This window comes from Xanthomonas sacchari (assembly GCF_040529065.1).
In the GTDB taxonomy this organism is placed as follows: domain Bacteria; phylum Pseudomonadota; class Gammaproteobacteria; order Xanthomonadales; family Xanthomonadaceae; genus Xanthomonas_A; species Xanthomonas_A sacchari.
The window spans coordinates 1,770,710-1,788,361 of sequence record NZ_CP132343.1; the positions used below are offsets into that span (position 1 = coordinate 1,770,710).

The window sequence follows — 17,652 nt, forward strand, 5'->3', positions numbered from 1 at the left end:
ACCAGGCCGGCGTGGTGATCTATTGGGAATGCCTGGGAAATGATCCCGAACCAGGGACCAGCGCCGCGCCCGCGTGGGCGTTCTTCAGCCGCTGCCGTCGCCGATCGCCGGATAGCGTGCCAGATGCGCCGACAGCGGCCCGGGATGGGCGAGCTGGTAGCCCTGGCCGTAGCGCGCGCCCAGCGCCTGCAGCGTCGCCAGTTCGCTCTCGGTTTCGATGCCTTCGACGACCACGTCGGCATCGGTTTCGGCGGCGAAGGACAGGATCGCCAGCGCCAGCCGCTGCCGGCGCGGTTCGGCGTCGATGCCGCGGGTCAGGGTCAGATCCAGCTTGATGATGTCCGGCGCCAGGTGCAGCAGGTGGCGCAGGCTGGCGAAGCCGGTGCCGGCATCGTCGAGGGCGATGCGCAGGCCCTGCCGCTGCAGCAGGCCGATGTGCTCGGACAGGCGCGGATAGTCCGGCGCCTGCAATTGCTCGGTGATTTCCAGCACGATCCGCGACAGGTCGTGGCCGTGCAGCAGCGCCTGCAACTGCGGATGCAGCAGCGTCTGCGCGGACACGTTGATTGCCAGGTACAGCGGCGCCGGCAACTGCGCCAGCAGCTCCAGCGCCTGGCGCGCGGCGGCCAGTTCCAGGTCCAGCGCCAGCCCGACCCGGCTGGCGTCGTCGAACCAGCGCAGCGGCGGCAGTGCCGGGTTGGCCGGAAAGCGCGACAGTGCCTCCACGCCGACGATGCGCTGCGAGGCCAGCGCCAGCACCGGCTGGGTGACGATCTGCAGGCGTGCGCCGGCGATGGTTTCGCGGATGCGGGTGGCGATCGCCGCCTTCTCGCGGAAGGCGTGCTTTTCCACGTCCTGGCGGCGCGCGATGTCGGTCTGCAGCGCGGCGCGGTCCATCGCCAGCGCCAGCGTGGCCCCGACCAGGGTCGCCAGCAATTCCAGCGTGCGCACGTCCTGCGCGCTGTAGGCGTTCGGTTGCGGCGCCAGCACCTTGAGCACGCCGATGCTGCGGTCGCCGTAGCGCAGCGGCACCACCAGCATCGAGCGCAGGCCGATGCGGCGGCAGGCCTCGCGGTCGACGCGCGGATCGATTTCCGAATCGTCGCAGCGCAATACCTGGCCGCTGCGCATGCACAGGCCGGACAGGCTGCCGTTGCTGGGCAGGCGCAGGCCGAGGTGGCGCTCGGCGACGCCGCTGGCCGACCAGTACAGCATGTCGTTGCCGTCGCACATTTCCACCACCGCGCCGTTGGAGCGGGTCAGCTCCTGTGCGCGGCGGGTGACCACGTCGACCACCTGCAGCGGATCGCCGCCGGCCGCGGCGATTTCGCCCTGCGCCAGGATGATGCGCGACAGCAGCGCCGCGTCGTCCTGCGTCGCGGCGGCAGTGTGCTGGATGAGGTCCGAAATGTCGGATGCCTTGGCCATGTCCGCATCATGTGGCACTGCGTTGGAGGACGGCAATCGGGCGGCACGCGCCCCGCGTAGGCAGCGTGCGGAACTGCTCGCTCCATCACGCTGCGCGCGCGCCTGCGCTCAATCGCTGGCGCCATCCTTGCGCGGCTTGCCGTACAGGCTGCGCAGCTCGTCCTTGGCCTGCTCCAGGATCTTGCGGCGCTGCTCCGGCAACTGATCGCCGGCGCGATTGATGTAGAAGGTCAGCATCGACATGGCCGAGCGATACGGACCGGTGCGGCGGCGTGCGTGCAGGTCGGCCGACTGCTTGAGCGCGCGTGCGATCGCGGCCGGGTCGTTGCCTTCGAACACGTTCGGCGAGACGCCGAGCGACTGTTGCGCGTCGCTGCCGCGGCGCTGGCCGAGGTCGTTGCTGGAGAGGGACTGGCTGCTCTGTGCCATTGGTGATGCTCCTTGGCGATGGCGGTGGAAAGGGACGAGGCATGCGCGATCCGGCAGGGCCGGACCCGATGGCGGATGCCGCCGCCATCGCTGCCGTGCGCCACAATGCGACGACAGATCGACATCGAAGGGAGACGGAGGCGGAGGCGACGCGAACACGCGCCGCCGCGATCGCGTGTGCGGGGCGTGGAGCGTCCCGCGCGCGTGATGGGCGATGCCGTTGTTCGTTGATGTTGCCGTGCCGCATTCCGTTCCCAGAAGCGAAGCTCGTGCGTCATGCGCAAACGCTAGGCCGGGATACGTGATGCCGTCGACAACATAACCGCGCTCTGCGGAGCGAGTGGTAGACATTATGTCGTTCGATGAACGCTTAATAGAAAAGCCCGTAAAAACAGCGCTCGCGTGTGAATGCGCTTGATTGCGCAGATAACGTCACCATTTTCATTGTCGAGCCGCTGGCGCGAGACAATCGCGTGGACAATATGCAGCGGTGGCATCGTCGGTTCGCTCCGCATGTGTTGCGGCGGTGGCCCAGGAGATCGCATGTCGTTGGCGCAAACGCGCTTCCATCCCGCCGTGGCACGCTGGTTCGAGCAGCGTTTCGCTGCGCCCACGCCGGCGCAGGTACAGGCGTGGCCGGCGATCCAGGCCGGGCGGCATACGCTGGTGGCTGCGCCGACCGGCTCGGGCAAGACCTTGACGGCATTTCTGGCCGCGCTGGACGCGCTGGTGCGCGAAGGCCTGCGTGAAGGTGGCCTGCCCGACCGCACCCAGGTGCTGTACGTGTCGCCACTGAAAGCGCTTTCAAACGATATCCAGCTCAATCTCGAGGCGCCGTTGCAGGGCATCCGCGACGAACTCGCGGCGCTTGGGTTGCCGGATGTGCAGATCCGCACGGCGGTGCGCACCGGCGACACGCCGCAGCGCGAGCGCGCGCAGGCGCGGCGGCGCCCACCGCACGTGCTGGTGACCACGCCGGAGTCGCTGTACGTGCTGCTCGGCTCGGTGTCCGGGCGCGAGACGCTGCGCCACGTGCGTACGGTGATCGTCGACGAGATCCATGCGCTGGCGGCGAACAAGCGCGGCAGCCACCTGGCGCTGTCGCTGCAGCGCCTGCAGCAGCTGTGCGAGGTGCCGCCGCTGCGCATCGGCCTGTCGGCGACGCAGAAGCCGATCGAGGCGGTCGCGCGGTTCCTGGTCGGCAGCGCCGCGGTGCACGACGGCGTGGCCGACTGCGCCATCGTCGACATCGGCTATGCGCGCGCCCGCGACCTGGCGCTGGAGGTGCCGCCGACGCCGCTCAGCGTGACCATGTCCGCCGACCAGTGGCAGCAGGTGTATACGCGCCTGGCCGAGCTGGTGCGCGCGCACCGCACCACCCTGGTGTTCGTCAACACCCGGCGCATGGCCGAGCGCACCGCCCGCCACCTCGGCGAACTGCTCGGCACGCAAGCGGTGGCGGCGCATCACGGCAGCCTGGCGCGCGAGACCCGGCTGCTCGCCGAGCGCCGGCTCAAGGCCGGCGACCTGCAGGTGCTGGTGGCCACGGCGTCGCTGGAACTGGGGCTGGACATCGGCGACGTCGACCTGGTCTGCCAGCTTGGCTCGCCGCGCTCCATCGCCGCGTTCCTGCAGCGCGCCGGCCGTTCCGGACATGCGGTGGGCGGCACGCCGAAGGCGCGGCTGTTCCCGCAGTCGCGCGACGACCTGGTCGAGTGCGCGGCCTTGCTGGATTGCGTGCGTCGCGGCGAACTGGATGCGCTGCGCATGCTCGATGCGCCGTTGGACGTGCTCGCCCAGCAACTGGTGGCCGAGGTCGCCTGCCAGGAGTGGGAAGAAGACGCGCTGTACGCGCTGGTGCGTGGCGCCTGGCCGTATGCGGCGCTGCCGCGCGCGCAGTTCGACGCGGTGCTGCGCATGCTCTGCGAAGGCTTCAGCACGCGCCTGGGGCCGCGCGCCGGCTACCTGCATCGCGATGCGGTGCATCGCCGCGTGCGCCAGCGCCGCGGTGCGCGGATGGCCGCGCTCACTTCCGGCGGCACCATTCCCGAGACCGGCGACTACAGCGTGGTGCTGGAGCCGCAGGCGCAGACCATCGGCACGGTCAACGAGGATTTCGCGGTGGAGAGCCTGGGCGGCGACGTGTTCCAGCTCGGCAACGCCAGCTACCGCATCCTGCGCGTGGAAGCGGGGCGGGTGCGGGTGGAGGACGCGCGCGGCGCGCCGCCCAATATCCCGTTCTGGATCGGCGAAGCGCCGGGGCGCAGCGATGCGTTGTCGCTGGGCGTGTCGCGGCTGCGTGCCGAACTCGAACAGGCGCTGCAGCAGGGCGGGGCGACCCAGGCGCTGCAGTGGCTGTGTGGTCCGCTGGCGCTGGACGCGGCCGCTGCGCAGCAGATCGTCGATTACCTGGGCCGCGCGCATGCGGCGCTGGGCGCCTTGCCGACCCAGCAATGCATCGTGCTGGAACGCTTTTTCGATGCCACCGGCGGCACCCAACTGGTGATCCACAGCGTCTACGGCAGCCGCATCAACCGCGCCTGGGGCCTGGCCCTGCGCAAGCGCTTCTGCCGTACCTTCAATTTCGAACTGCAGGCGGCGGCGACCGAGGACGCGATCGTGCTGTCGCTGTCGACCCGGCACAGCTTCGCCCTGGACGAGGTGGCGCGTTACCTGCGCGCCGCCTCGGCGCTGGACGTGCTGGTGCAGGCGCTGCTGGACGCGCCGTTGTTCGGCGTGCGCTGGCGTTGGAACGCCACCAACGCGCTGGCGCTGCCGCGCTTCACCGGCGGGCGCAAGGTCGCGCCGCAACTGCAGCGGATGAAGTCCGAGGACTTGCTGGCCACGGTGTTCCCCGACCAGGTGGCCTGCGCGGAGAACCTGGTCGGCGAGCGCGAGATTCCCGAGCATCCGCTGGTGGCGCAGACCCTGCGCGATTGCCTGGACGAGGCGATGGACAGCGCCGGTTGGCTGCAGCTGCTGCACGGCATCGAGGCCGGCGCCGTGCGCGTGCTGGCGCGCGAGCTGACCGCGCCATCGCCGCTGGCGGCCGAGGCCCTGGAGGCGCGGCCCTACGCCTTCCTCGACGATGCACCGCTGGAGGAACGACGGACCCAGGCGGTGCAGAGCCGCCGCTACCAGGATCCGGACAGCGCCGACGATCTCGGCCAGTTGGACCTGCAGGCGATCGCCGCGGTGCGCGAGGAGGCCTGGCCGCAGCCGCGCAGCCGCGACGAGATGCACGAAGCGCTGCTCACGCTCGGCGTGGTGAGCGCGGACGAGGCCGCTGCGCAGCCGCAGTGGCGGCAGTGGCTGGAGGAACTGGCCGTCGACGCGCGCGCCACCTGCCTGCACGGCGTCGACGGCGCCACGGCGGCGCTGTGGGTGGCGGCCGAGGCGCTGGCGGCGGTGGCGCCGCTGTACCCGCAGGCCAGTGCGCAGCCGCCCATCGCCATTCCTGCGGGCTATGCGATCGCCGACTGGGACCGCGACAGCGCGTTGCGCGAGTTGATGCGCTGGCGCTTGGCCGGGCTGGGGCCGGTCACCGCGCCCGCGCTGGCCGGGCCGCTGCACTTGCCGCTGCGCGAGGTGCAGGCGGGACTGCTGGCGCTGCAGCAGGATGGCTATGTGTTGGGCGGGCGCTTCAGCGCCGATGCCGACGGCGAGGAATGGTGCGAGCGCCATCTGCTGGCACGGATCCACCGCTACACCCTCGGCCGCCTGCGCCGCGAGATCGAACCGGTGGCGCCGCGCGACTACGCGCGTTTCCTGTTCCGCTGGCAGCACCTAGACGCGGAAGGGCAGGTCGCCGGCGCCGAGGCCATGGGTGCGGTGCTGACACAGTTGGAGGGCGTGGAGGCCGCGGCGCCGCTGTGGGAGGCGGAGCTGTTGCCGGCGCGGGTGCGCGACTACCGCCCGGCGTGGCTGGACGAGGCCTGCAGCGCCGGACGCACGCTGTGGACGCGGCTGCGCCCCGGCGCCGGCGGCGCCGCACCGACGCTGCGCAGCACGCCGATCCTGCTGCTGCCGCGGCGCAGCGCCGGCCACTGGTCGCGGCTGTCGCCAGCGCCGGAAGCCGGCGCGCTGGGCTCGCGCGCGCGCAAGGTGGCCGACCATCTCGAGGCGCACGGCGCCTCGTTCTTCGACGAGATCGCCGAGGCGACGCGCCTGCTGTCCACCGAACTGGAGGCGGCGCTGGCCGAGCTGGTCGCCGCCGGCCGGGTCCATTGCGACAGCTACGCCGGCCTGCGCGCCCTGCTGGTGCCGCCCTCGAAGCGTCCCTCGGCGCTGTCGCGGCGGCGGCCGCGCATGGCGCTGTACGGCGGCATCCAGGACGCCGGACGCTGGGCCGTACTGCGTGCCGACGCCGAGGCCGACGACCCGGCCGCACGCAGCGAGGCGGTCGAGCATGTCGCACGGACGCTGCTGCGCCGCTACGGCGTGGTCTGCTGGCGCCTGCTCGAGCGCGAGGCGGCGTGGCTGCCGCCATGGCGCGAACTGCTGCGCGTCTACCATCGGCTGGAGGCGCGCGGCGAGATCCGCGGTGGGCGCTTCATCGACGGCCTGTCCGGCGAGCAGTTCGCCCTGCCCGAGGCGATAGGCCTGCTGCGGCAACTCCGCCGCCAGCCCGGTGACGGCAAGTGGCTGTGCGTGGCCGCCGCCGATCCGGCCAATCTGCTCGGCAGCGTGTTGCCCGGCACGCGGGTGCCGCGGCTTGCGGGCGCGCGCGTGCTGTACCGCGACGGCGTGCCGATGGCGAGCTGGGTCGGCGAGCGCTTCGAGCCGCTGCAGGACATGAATGCCGAGGAGCATGCGCATGCGCGGCGGCTGTTGCGCGGTGGCGCTGCGGCGGAACGGCGCACGCTTGTGGCACTGCAGATGGCGTGAAGGCAATGCGCCGCGCCCGCCCGCCGCGATGGCGCTTGTGACATATCGGCGCTGCTTTCACATTCTGTCTACAAATTAAAGGGGTTGGTATCCCACTTTGGCTCCGGTGCAAAACCGGGGGGTTCTGCCTTTGCAGAACAAGTGCGGCATCGGTGCGGTGCGACCCGCGCCTGCTCGTCTGCGCGTTGAGCACCGCAGCGCAATGCCTCTTGCGCATTCACGAATGTCGCGAAAGCGCTTGTCTTATGCGGGATTCCGCAATTTTCACGCGATTTAAAGGCGCCCTCGATTGCGCCGATAGCCCTCACGCATGACGTTGCAGCGCAGCGGTCCTCTGGCGACTCAGTCAGAGGCATCGCTCCGCGAGGCGCCGCGACACGCAGCCGGACGCATCGCCCGGCGCAGGCGGACACACACAAATCGGGGTACACACCATGTTGGGCAATATGAAAATCGGGGTCAGGCTGACGGCGGCATTCCTGATCGTGGCGGCGATCGGCGCCTGCATCGGCTGGGTCGGCATCCGCAACTCGGGCCGGATCAACGACTACGCCACCGCGCTGTACGAGCGCGAGCTGCTCGGCCTGTCGCACCTCAAAGAGGCCAACATCAATCTGATCAATGCCGGCCGCGCGCGCGCCAACCTGCAGTTGGCCAGCACCGCGGAAGACCGCGCCAAGCACGTGGCCAATATCGACAAGTACACCGCCAATGTGGTCGAGCACATGGACAAGGCTAGGACCTCGTTCGACGACCCGGCGACGCTGGCCAAGCTGGCGCGCTTCGACCAGGTGTGGAAGACCTACCTGGAGCGGCGCGGCCAGTTCGTCGAGTCGGTGATGCGCGAGCCGCTCCCGGAAGGCAACGCGCAGCTCGCGGAACTCTCCAAGGGCGTGCGCAGCAGCTCCGACGAACTGGATGCGCTGATGTCGGAACTGGGCGAGATCAAGGAGGCCAATGCCTCCAAGGCCAACGATGTCACCGACGAAATCTACGCCAGCAGCACCCGCACCATGCTCGCCATCGTGATCGGCGGCGTGCTGCTCGGCGTGGGCCTGGGCGTGTTCATCAGCCGCAGCGTGACCCGGCCGATCGGCAAGGCGGTCAGCGTGGCCAATGCGCTGTCCGAGGGCGACCTGAGCATGTCGATCGAGGTGCGCGGCCGCGACGAGACCGCGCAGTTGCTGCTGGCGATGCAGCGCATGGTCGAGAAACTGCAGCAGGTGGTCGGCGAGGTCAACGCCAGTGCGCAGAGCCTGGCCGGCGCGTCGGAGGAAGTCAGCGCCACCGCGCAGTCGCTGAGCCAGGCCTCGACCGAGCAGGCCGCCAGCGTCGAAGAGACCAGCGCCTCGCTGGAGCAGATGACCGCCTCGATCGCGCAGAACACCGACAACGCCAAGGTGACCGACGGCATGGCCGCGCAGGCGGCCCGCGAAACCCTGGAAGGCGGCGAGGCGGTGGTGGCCACGGTGGCGGCGATGAAGCAGATCGCGCACAAGATCGGCATCATCGACGACATCGCCTACCAGACCAACCTGTTGGCGTTGAATGCGGCGATCGAGGCCGCGCGCGCCGGCGAGCACGGCAAGGGCTTCGCCGTGGTCGCCGCGGAAGTGCGCAAGCTCGCCGAGCGCAGCCAAGTCGCCGCGCAGGAGATCGGCGAGGTCGCCGGTTCCAGCGTGGAGCTGGCCGAGCGCGCCGGGCAATTGCTGGAGACCATCGTGCCGAGCATCAAGAAGACCTCGGACTTGGTGCAGGAAATCGCTGCCGCCTCGCAGGAGCAGTCCTCCGGCGTCACCCAGATCAACGTGGCGGTGGTGCAGCTGAGCCAGATCACCCAGCAGAACGCCACCGCCTCCGAAGAGTTGGCCGCCACCGCCGAATCGATGAGCACGCAGGCCGTGCAGTTGCAGGAAAGCATGGCCTTCTTCCAACTGTCGGCCGCCGCGCGCCGCGCCACGCAGACGCTGGACGAAAGCGAAGCGCCGCTGCCGCTGCGCGCGGCCGGTTCGCGCTGGGCGCCGCGTGCCACCTCCGCTACCGCGCGTCGCCCGGGCGCAAGCAGCCGCGATCGCGGCGAAGCGTTGCTGGGCCGCGCCTGATCCATTCCCTGGCGGCGCCGGTCGCGCCGCCAGTTCCGTGTCGCTGTCGTTGTCACAACTGCCCCATTGTCGGGAGAGTGCCGTGCTGAAGAATCTCAAGATCGCCACCAAACTCTACGGCGGTTTCGCCGTGGTCCTGTGCATCCTGCTGGCCTTGGCCGGCGTGGCCTACTTCAACGTGTCCGCGTTGTCGCAGGCCAATTACTGGAACACCCACACCTACAAGGTGATCGCCGAAGTCGATGCTGCGCTCAGCAGCCTGATCAACATCGAGACCGGCACGCGCGGCTTCTCGCTGACCGGCGAGGACGCGTTCCTGCAGCCCTACCGCGACGGCGTCGCCAGCTTCGACAGCCACCTGCGCACCGCGCAGGAACTGACCGCGGACAATCCCAAGCAGCAGGAGCGCCTGAACGCGCTGAAGCAGACCCAGGCGCAATGGCTCAGCCAGGCGGTGCATCCTCAGATCGCGCTGCGCAAGGACGTCAACCAGGGCCAAGCCACGATGGAGGCCTTGGCCGCTTCGGTGCGCGCTTCCAAGGGCAAGGCCTACATGGACGCGATGCGCGACCGCATGGCCGAAGTGCGCCGCGCCGAGAGCGAGTTGCTGGCCGTGCGCGCGGCCGAGGCCGAGCAACTGCAGCAGCGCACCAACCTCACCCTGATCGTGGGTAGTCTGATCGCGGCGCTGTGCGCGTCGGCGATCGGTTTCCTGATCGCGCGGTCGCTGATGAGCGAACTCGGCGGCGAGCCGAGCACGGTGATGGAAGTGGCCTCGCGGATCGCCCGCGGCGATCTCACCGTGCAGGTGCCGACCCGCCCCAACGACACCACCAGCGCGATGGTGGCGCTGCAGACGATGGTCGAGCGTCTGGCGGACGTGGTGGGCGAGGTCAATACCAGTGCGCAATCGCTGGCCGGTTCGTCCGAGGAAGTCAGCGCCACCGCACAGTCGCTGAGCCAGGCCGCCACCGAGCAGGCCTCCGGCGTGGAGGAAACCAGTGCGTCGCTGGAGCAGATGACCGCGTCCATCGCGCAGAACACCGACAACGCCAAGGTCACCGAGGGCATGTCGGCGCAGGCGGCCAAGGAAGCGGTGGAGGGTGGTGAGGCGGTACTGGCCTCGACCCATGCGATGAAGCAGATCGCGCAGAAGATCGGCATCATCGACGACATCGCCTACCAGACCAACCTGCTGGCGTTGAATGCGGCGATCGAGGCCGCGCGCGCTGGCGAGCACGGCAAGGGTTTCGCGGTGGTGGCGGCGGAAGTGCGCAAGCTGGCCGAGCGCAGCCAGGTCGCCGCGCAGGAGATCGGCGAAGTCGCCGCCAGCAGCGTGGGCCTGGCCGATCGCGCCGGCAACCTGCTCGGCACCATCGTGCCCAGCATCAAGAAGACCTCGGATCTGGTGCAGGAGATCGCCTCGGCCTCGCAGGAGCAGTCCTCCGGCGTCACCCAGATCAACCTGGCGGTGTCCCAGCTCAGCCAGGCCACGCAGCAGAACGCCGCGGCCTCCGAGCAACTGGCGGCGACCGCCGAACAGATGAGCACCCAGGCCGAATCGTTGCAGCAGGCGATGGGATTCTTCCGCCTCAACCGCGAACAGGACCTGGCCGCACCACGCCGCGCTGCGCCGGTGACGCCCAGGCCGGCCGCCACCCGGCCGCTGCGCAACGCCGGCAAGGGCCTGCGCCCGCGCGCGCGGCCGGTGCCGGCCTACGCGCTGGCGGATGCGCCGGACGAAGGCCAGTTCGTCAACTTCTGAAGGGGAACACCATGCACAACAATCGCTACGAGACCGCGGCCGGAGACACGCCGCAGAGCGGCTGCCAGTTCCTGACCTTCCAGCTGGATCGCGAACTGTTCGGGCTCAACATCGCCGGCATCCACGAGATCATCGAGTACCGCACGCCGACCCCGGTGCCGACCATGCCGGCCTGCGTGCGCGGGGTGATCAACCTGCGTGGGGCGGTGGTGCCTGTGGTGGACCTGCAGTCGCGGCTCGGCCGCGCGCCCAGCCAGGTCACCCGGCGCAGTTGCATCGTCATCGCCACCGCCGCCACCGACGAGGGCGGCGGCGCGCAGTCCTTCGGCCTGCTGGTGGACGCGGTCAACGAGGTGCTGGAACTGCCGCCACAGCAGATCGAGGCGCCGCCGGCCTTCGGCAGCGATATCCGCCGCGACCTGCTGCAGGGCATGGGCAAGCTGGAGGATCGGTTGGTGATCCTGCTGGACCGCGCGCGGCTGCTGCGCAGCGACGACATCGTCGAGGCCGGCACAGCGGCGCTGGCGGCGTGAGGCCCGCCACGCCGTGATCCATGCATCACGGAGGCCTCGTTAGGGTGGCCTGAAACGGGCATCCGCCCCAGCGAGGTGCAGACCATGGCAAAAGACGAAACCACCCAGTCCGGCAAGCAGCAGGGCATCCACGAGGGCCGGCAGGACCGTGCCCAGGACGACACCGCCAAGCAGCGACCCGGCCTGGAAGACCAGAAACTGCGCGAGGCGCACGAGCGCGGCCCGCGTTCCGGCCAGGATGAGCCGGGGCAGGGCGCGCAGGACTGAGCGATGTGGCGGCGGGAGCGCAGTGCTCCCGCTTCGCGTCCGTCAGGACGAAGGCGCGGGATTCCCTGCCACACGACACATGGCCGACGTCGCGCGATCGAGCGCATCCAAGTGCAAGACCGGCCAACAAAAAAGGCCAGAAAGCCTGATGGCTGTCTGACCTCGTTTGCACCGTCGAAGACGGCAAGATGGTGGAGCGGAAGGGGATCGAACCCTCGACCTTCGCATTGCGAACGCGACGCTCTCCCAGCTGAGCTACCGCCCCACATCAGGCGCGTAGTGTAACTGGGCACGGGGCCGCGTGCCAAGAGGGCAGTGCAACATCGCCGCGCCGGGGCGGGGGCCGGTCGGGCACCATCGCAAACGCGCTCAGCATGCTGTCTACAGCGCTCGCATGGAGTCGATATACTCGGCGGCCGAAATCTCCCGCAGTGATTTCGTTCCGGACGCAATATACCGTCCGCCTCATACCTTTTTACCTAAAGACAGGTCTTTTACACATGACGGAAGTTCGCAACTTGCAACAGATCGCCGAAGCCAAGGCCAAGCTGCAGGAAGAAATGCGCAAGCTGGAAGAGCAGGAGCGGCAGGCGCGCGAGGGCGAAACCAATGCGGCGCACGCCAATGTGCTGTCGCTGCTGGAGCAGTTCGCCGAGTTCTTCAGCGCCAAGCAGCGCAACGAGATCGCGGCGTACGTGACCAGCGCGGCGCCCAAGCCGGCCAGCAGCAAGTCCGCCGGTGGCCGCAGCGAGGTCAAGCCGAAGTACCAGTTGCCGCATACCGGCGAAACCTGGTCCGGCCGCGGCCGCACCCCGAAGGCGTTCGCCGCCTGGGAAGGCACCGCCGCCTACAACGAGTGGAAGGCGCGCCACCCGGATCTGAAGTTCCCGCTCTTCAAGTACTGAGCGAACGAAAAAGGCCAGGAATTCCTGGCCTTTTTTCATTTCCGATCGCGGCCCGGGCTCACCCGCTCAGCGCGCGGCCGCCAGCAGCGGTTGCAGCCGCGGTTCCAGCTCGCGCCTGCGCCAGCCGGCCAGCGGCTGCGGCCATTGCGCGCTTTCCAGCAGGGCTTCCAGGTGCTTGCGCGAGGCCAGCAGGCCGTCGGGCAGGCCGAGTTCGGCGCTGCGCGCGGCCACCGCGTCCTGCAGCCGCTTCAGCGCGGCCTTGTTGTCGTCGCTGGCGGCCAGCGCCTGCGGCGCGTCGGCTTCGTCGGCCAGCGGCGTGGTCAGCGCCTGCCACAGCGCGTCGCTGAGCTTGCGCGGCGCCTTGGGGTGCTTGTCGAACAGCGCCAGCATGGCCGGCGGGTCCTGCGGCGGGAACCGCGCCAGGGTGGCGGCCAGTTCGTTGTCCAGGATCCAGCTGCGCGGCTTGTCGCTGTGCCGGGCCTGCGCGTCGCGCCAGCGCAACAGACGCAGCAGGCGCAGTTGCGCCGGGCGGTCCATGAACTGCGCCGAGCGCATGCCCAGGTGCGGCCAGCGCTCGCCGTCGTCCTGTTCGACCGTGCCGAGCAGGCGTTCGCCGTCCTCGTGCAGCCAGTCGCTGCGCTCCAGGGTCTGCAGCCGCGCCTGCAGCGCGTCGTGCAGCGCGAACAGGTGGCGCACGTCGTCGGCGGCATATTCGAGTTGCGCCGGCGACAGCGGGCGGCGCAGCCAGTCCGAGCGGGTCTCGCCCTTGGCCAGGTGCACGCCGGTGATCTCCAGCACCAGCTTCTGGTAGCCCATGCCGGCGCCGAGCCCGGCCAGGCCGGCGGCGATCTGGGTGTCGAACAGCGGCCGCGGCAGGGTGCCGCAGGCACACTTGAAGGCGACCAGGTCTTCGCTGGCGCTGTGCATGATCTTGAGGATGCCCGGATCGCTCAGCCACGGCGCCAGTGCCTGCGGCATGCCCGGGATCAGCGGGTCGATCAGCAGGATTTCGTCGCCCACCGCCATCTGCACCAGCGCCAGTTGCGGCCAGTAGGTGCGTTCGCGGACGAATTCGGTGTCCAGGCCGATGCGGGCCGGCCGCTGCGCCAGCCGTTCGCTCAGCTCGGCGGGTTGCTTGATCCAATAAGGCACGTGATTTCCGTTGACTGCAGGGTTTGCTCAGGCAGGCGAGAATAGCCTAACGTCGCTCCGCCGGCCGCACGGCGCGCCGGACGGGATGGCGTCGCAAGGTCCATGGTTCGGAGGAAAAGTGCGCAGCAGCGGCGTTGTGATGGTCTGGAGCATGCTCGCGGCGGCGCTGGTCGGCTGTGCGCGGCAGCCGCCGGCGCCTGCCGCCGAGACCGCGCCTGCGACCGCCACGGCCATTGCCCCGGCGCATTCGACACCGGCCAGGCCGGTGCAGGCGCCCAGCGTCACCATCGGCGGCGAAGATGCGGCCGAGACCGTGGCGCACTGGCAACCGCCGTTGCCGAGCCTCAGCCGCAGCGGCCTGCCGCAGGCACGACGCGAGGCGGCGCGCGCGCTGGCCGAGGATCGCCTGTTCGAGGATGCGCAATCGGCGATACCGCTGTACCTGGCGATCCGCAGCCTGGCGCCGAACGATCGCGCCGCCCAGGACGGCCTGCGCAAGGCGCGGCGGCGGTTGCTGCAGCTCGGCGCGCAGGCGCTGGGCGATCCGGATCTTTCCGAACGCACGCTCGAGCAGGCCACGCGCATCGCGATGGTGGCGCTGTGGCTGGATGCCGACGATCCGGCGGTGCGGCGCCTGCAACAGCGGGTGGAGACCGCCGCGCGGGTACTGGCCTACAACCGCGCCGGCGAGGAAGACCTGCGTGGCGGCCGCCTGGGCGAGGACGGCAACGGCGCCCTGGCCAATTTCCGCGAGGCGCTGCAGCTGGATGCGGACGACGACCGCGCACGCCAGGGCGTGGCGGCGGTGGAGAGCGCGTTGATCCGCCGCGCCGAGACGGCGGCGGCGGCCTCGGATTTCGCCGCCGCCGGCAGCTGGCTGGCACGCGCGGCGCGGGTCCGCGAGGACGCGCCCACGGTGCGCGATGCGCGCGTGCGGGTGGAGCAGGTGCGGGTGGCGCGCATCGCCGCCTTGCGCGATGCCGGCCTGCGCGATCTGGCCACGCCGGCGGGATTGAAGTCGGCGCGCGAGCGCCTGGGCGATGTGCTGCGCATCGCCGATCCCGGCGATCCGGTGGCGGCGATGCTGCGCGAACGCATCGATCTGGCCACCCACTACGGCAGTTTCCGCCCCGGACAGGTATTCACCGACGGCATGCACGACGGCGGGCGCGGCCCGCAGATGATCGTGGTGCCGCACGGCGGCTTCCGCATGGGCGCGGCCGAGAGCGAACCCGGCGCCTCGCCGGCGGAGATGCCGCAGCACTACGTGCGCTTCGACCGCGGCTTCGCCATGTCGATCACCGAAGTCACCGTGGCCGACTTCCGCCGCTTCGTGGAGGCGACCAATGCGCGCCCGCGCGCCACCCGCCGCGGCCATTCCACCGTCTACGACGAGCGCAGCGGCAACTTCGTGCGCCGCAACGGCGTGGACTGGCAGTCCGATTACCAGGGCGCGCGGGCGGCGCCCAACAGTCCGGTGATGCACGTCAGCGTGCGCGACGCCGAGGCCTATGCGGCCTGGCTATCGCAGCAGACCGGGCGCCATTACCGGCTGCCCAGCGAGGCCGAGTTCGAGTACGCCCTGCGCGCCGGCAACCGCGGCCGCTACCCCTGGGGCAATGCCGGCACGCCGCCGCGCGGCAGCGGCAACTTCACCGGCGGCGGCGACGTCTCGCCCAGCGGTCGGCACTGGCGCAACGCCTTCGTCGGCTACACCGACGGCTTCTGGGGGCCGGCCCCGGTCGCCAGTTTTTCTGCCAATGCCTGGGGCCTGCACGACATGGCCGGCAACCTCAGCGAATGGGTCGCCGACTGCTGGCATGCCAGCTACCGGCGCGCACCGGCCGACGGCGCGGCCTGGTACAACCCGGGCTGCCGCTCGCGGGTGGTGCGCGGCGGCAACTGGGCCAACGCGCCCGAGCAGACCCGTGCGGCGTGGCGGCTGATGCAGGATTCGGACAGCACCAGCGCGCGCGTCGGTTTCCGCCTGGTCCGCGGCATTTGACGCCGCCGCGTCGGCGCCGACGCTAGATTGCCTCACCAGTCAGGGAGGGGAGTGGGATGAATGACGTCTTCGGCCGCCAGGGCGGCGAACCGGGCGGCCGCCGTGGGCCGCTGGGTGGGGTGCGCTGGCTGGTGCTGCTGGGCTTTGCGGTCTATGCCGGGTACTACTGGTTCTCCAACCGCAGCGAGGATCCGTATACCGGCGAGCAGGTGCTGATCGACCGCTCGTTGAACGTGGAGGACGAGAAAGCACTCGGCCTGCAGGCCTATCAGGAGATCCTGGCGCAGGAACGGCCGCTGGACCCGCAGGCGCCGCAGGCGCAGCAAGTGCGCGCGATCGCGCAGCGGCTGATCGCCAAGGTCGACGTGGTCGAGGACGCACTGGCGGCCGAGCACGGCATGCAGGCCAAGCATTACGCGCGCGGCTTCGATTGGGACGTCAACGTGATCGAGTCCGAGCAGGCCAACGCGTTCTGCCTGCCCGGCGGCAAGATGGCGGTCTATACCGGCCTGTTCCCGGTCGCCGGCAATGCCGATGCGATGGCGGTGGTGATGGGCCACGAGATCGCGCATGCGCTGCTGCGGCATGGCGCGCAGCGCATGGCCCAGCAGAAGCTGACCCAGATCGGGCAGATGGCCGGCGCCGCCGGCGGCCTGGACCCGCAACAGCAGCAGATGGCGATGGCGGCGATGGGCTACGGCTACCTGCTGCCGTACGCGCGTAGCCATGAGACCCAGGCCGATGAAGTAGGGCTGATGCTGGCCGCGGCGGCCTGTTTCGACCCGCGCGCAGCGGTGCCGCTGTGGCAGCGGATGAGCGAAAGCAGCGGCGGCCAGGCCCCGCCGGAGTTCGCCTCCACCCACCCCAATCCGGGCACCCGCATCCAGAACCTGCAGGCGCTGATGCCCAAGGCGCTGGAGTACCGGCAGCGCTTCTGCGAATCGGCGCGCGGTGCCGCGCAGTGACGGTGCGCGCCGTCACTGCGCGGCGCTGGCTGCCTTGGCGCTGAACGCCGTGCGTGCGCGTGTGTTCGCGTGCACGGCAGCGGGCGCATGATGCGCTCCACACCATCAGGAGCGCTGTCATGAAACGCCTGCTGCTGTCCTCTCTCCTCGCCACGGCCATGCTGGCCGGCTGCGCCACCAATCGCCTCAGCGACGACGAACGCCTGACCCTGTACCGCGCCCACGCCGGTGCGCCGGTGCGCGACTTCCAGTACTTCAACCGGCTCAGCGGCTGGACCGCGCTCGGCGACAGCGCACTGGCGGTGTGGACGCGGCCGAACCAGGCCTATCTGCTGGAATTCGCCGGCCCCTGCCAGGACCTGGATTTCGCGCCCAGCATCGCCATCACCCATTTCGGCAGCCAGGTCTCGGCGAAGTTCGACGACGTGCTGGTGCTCGGCGGCGGGCCCGGCGCGATCCGCCTGCCGTGCCGCATCGACAGCATCCGCCCGCTCGACGTCAAGGCGCTGCGCACCTCGGAGAAGGAACTGCGCGAGGCCAAGGTGCAGGAGCGGGCCGGTGGATGAGCCGGGCGCGGCTGCGCCGGCCTGGTCCTATTTCGACTTGGTGCCGTAGTAGAAGCCGGTGGCGGCCGAGACCAGGGTGACCACCGGGCCGAGCAGCACGGCGAAGTCCTTGATGTCCTGCACCCGGATGCCGCCCCAGGCGATCAGGATCAGCAGGCCAGCGACCACGATCCACAGCAGGCCGATCAGCAGGTAGGCGATGTGGCGCCTGGCTTGGTCCTCGTGCGGGCGCGGATCGTAGTCGTTGCCCAGTCGCGGCGCGACGACCGCGGTGTCGCCTGCGTCGGGATCGGTCAGGTCCAGCGTGTCGCTGCTGGCCTCCGGCATGGCCGGGACTGCCTGTGCGGAAATACGGTCTTGCGCTGCCGCGTCCTGGCGTTGCGGGTCTGACATGGTGCGCTTCCTTGTGCGACGTCAGCGATTGTCGCGTTGGGCCTATCTGCGGATGACTTCCCGGATCCGGCTGCCGTCCTCGATCAGGATTTTGCGGTTGGCCGCCTCGTTGTCGGCGAAGAACTTCTCCGCGTTGATCGCCCGGCGCAGCACGTCCACCACGGAGACTTTTTCCTTGGTCGCGAGTTGCTGCAGGAACTCGACCTGCTCGGTCGGCAGGTTGACGGTGATTTTCTTGAAGTCGCTCATGGTCGT

14 protein-coding genes and 1 tRNA gene are annotated in these 17,652 nt (G+C 70.0%); 9 read left to right on the forward strand and 6 right to left on the reverse strand.

Features of this window, described 5'->3' with window-relative positions; all coding sequences use genetic code 11:
* Positions 1-84 precede the first annotated feature (84 nt).
* Both RAB71_RS07515 and RAB71_RS07520 read right to left on the reverse strand, forming a co-directional pair.
* Positions 85-1,428 carry an EAL domain-containing protein gene (locus RAB71_RS07515; protein WP_010344207.1) on the reverse strand — a complete coding sequence of 448 codons (1,344 nt, stop codon included), beginning with the start codon at positions 1,426-1,428 and terminating at the stop codon, positions 85-87.
* A 108-nt stretch (positions 1,429-1,536) separates the two neighbouring features.
* Entirely contained in the window at positions 1,537-1,857 is a 321-nt protein-coding gene (locus tag RAB71_RS07520) for a DUF3175 domain-containing protein (protein WP_010344208.1), read from the reverse strand.
* Positions 1,858-2,400: 543 nt separating this feature from the next.
* Between RAB71_RS07520 and RAB71_RS07525 the strand changes: the two genes are divergently transcribed.
* The 5 genes from RAB71_RS07525 (at position 2,401) to RAB71_RS07545 (ending at position 11,411) form a co-directional block, all read left to right on the forward strand.
* Positions 2,401-6,744, forward strand: a complete 4,344-nt coding sequence (locus RAB71_RS07525; protein ID WP_041500061.1) for a DEAD/DEAH box helicase — start codon at positions 2,401-2,403, stop codon at positions 6,742-6,744.
* A gap of 434 nt (positions 6,745-7,178) precedes the next feature.
* Positions 7,179-8,846: a methyl-accepting chemotaxis protein gene (locus tag RAB71_RS07530; RefSeq protein WP_010344211.1), complete on the forward strand. Its 1,668-nt coding sequence runs from the start codon at positions 7,179-7,181 to the stop codon at positions 8,844-8,846.
* An 82-nt stretch (positions 8,847-8,928) separates the two neighbouring features.
* Entirely contained in the window at positions 8,929-10,611 is a 1,683-nt protein-coding gene (locus RAB71_RS07535; protein WP_010344212.1) for a methyl-accepting chemotaxis protein, read from the forward strand.
* Positions 10,612-10,622: 11 nt separating this feature from the next.
* Entirely contained in the window at positions 10,623-11,144 is a 522-nt protein-coding gene (locus RAB71_RS07540) for a chemotaxis protein CheW (protein ID WP_010344213.1), read from the forward strand.
* Positions 11,145-11,228: 84 nt separating this feature from the next.
* Entirely contained in the window at positions 11,229-11,411 is a 183-nt protein-coding gene (locus RAB71_RS07545; RefSeq protein ID WP_010344214.1) for a hypothetical protein, read from the forward strand.
* Positions 11,412-11,600: 189 nt separating this feature from the next.
* On the opposite strand, the gene RAB71_RS07550 is transcribed toward RAB71_RS07545, so the two are convergent.
* Positions 11,601-11,676, reverse strand: a tRNA-Ala gene (locus RAB71_RS07550).
* Between the two features lie 235 nt (positions 11,677-11,911).
* Between RAB71_RS07550 and RAB71_RS07555 the strand changes: the two genes are divergently transcribed.
* On the forward strand, positions 11,912-12,316 hold the full coding sequence (locus RAB71_RS07555) for an H-NS family nucleoid-associated regulatory protein (RefSeq protein ID WP_010344215.1): 405 nt from the start codon (positions 11,912-11,914) through the stop codon (positions 12,314-12,316).
* A 66-nt stretch (positions 12,317-12,382) separates the two neighbouring features.
* On the opposite strand, the gene rnd is transcribed toward RAB71_RS07555, so the two are convergent.
* A complete protein-coding gene (rnd, locus tag RAB71_RS07560; protein WP_010344216.1) occupies positions 12,383-13,468 on the reverse strand; it encodes a ribonuclease D in 1,086 nt (361 codons plus the stop codon).
* A gap of 139 nt (positions 13,469-13,607) precedes the next feature.
* Here rnd and RAB71_RS07565 point away from each other — a divergent pair, with 139 nt between their 5' ends.
* From RAB71_RS07565 to RAB71_RS07575, 3 genes are all read left to right on the forward strand, one after another.
* Positions 13,608-15,473, forward strand: a complete 1,866-nt coding sequence (locus RAB71_RS07565) for a formylglycine-generating enzyme family protein (protein ID WP_234006646.1) — start codon at positions 13,608-13,610, stop codon at positions 15,471-15,473.
* A gap of 56 nt (positions 15,474-15,529) precedes the next feature.
* Positions 15,530-16,438 carry a M48 family metallopeptidase gene (locus RAB71_RS07570; RefSeq protein ID WP_010344218.1) on the forward strand — a complete coding sequence of 303 codons (909 nt, stop codon included), beginning with the start codon at positions 15,530-15,532 and terminating at the stop codon, positions 16,436-16,438.
* 119 nt (positions 16,439-16,557) lie between these two features.
* Positions 16,558-17,004, forward strand: coding sequence for a DUF6491 family protein (locus RAB71_RS07575; RefSeq protein ID WP_010344219.1), 447 nt, complete (start codon positions 16,558-16,560; stop codon positions 17,002-17,004).
* A 27-nt stretch (positions 17,005-17,031) separates the two neighbouring features.
* Here the strand turns inward: RAB71_RS07575 and RAB71_RS07580 are convergent, their stop codons facing one another.
* Together RAB71_RS07580 and RAB71_RS07585 are read right to left on the reverse strand one after the other, a co-directional pair.
* A complete protein-coding gene (locus RAB71_RS07580) occupies positions 17,032-17,397 on the reverse strand; it encodes a hypothetical protein (RefSeq protein WP_040902301.1) in 366 nt (121 codons plus the stop codon).
* A gap of 42 nt (positions 17,398-17,439) precedes the next feature.
* Positions 17,440-17,646: a CopG family transcriptional regulator gene (locus RAB71_RS07585; protein WP_010344221.1), complete on the reverse strand. Its 207-nt coding sequence runs from the start codon at positions 17,644-17,646 to the stop codon at positions 17,440-17,442.
* Between the last annotated feature and the right edge of the window lie 6 nt (positions 17,647-17,652).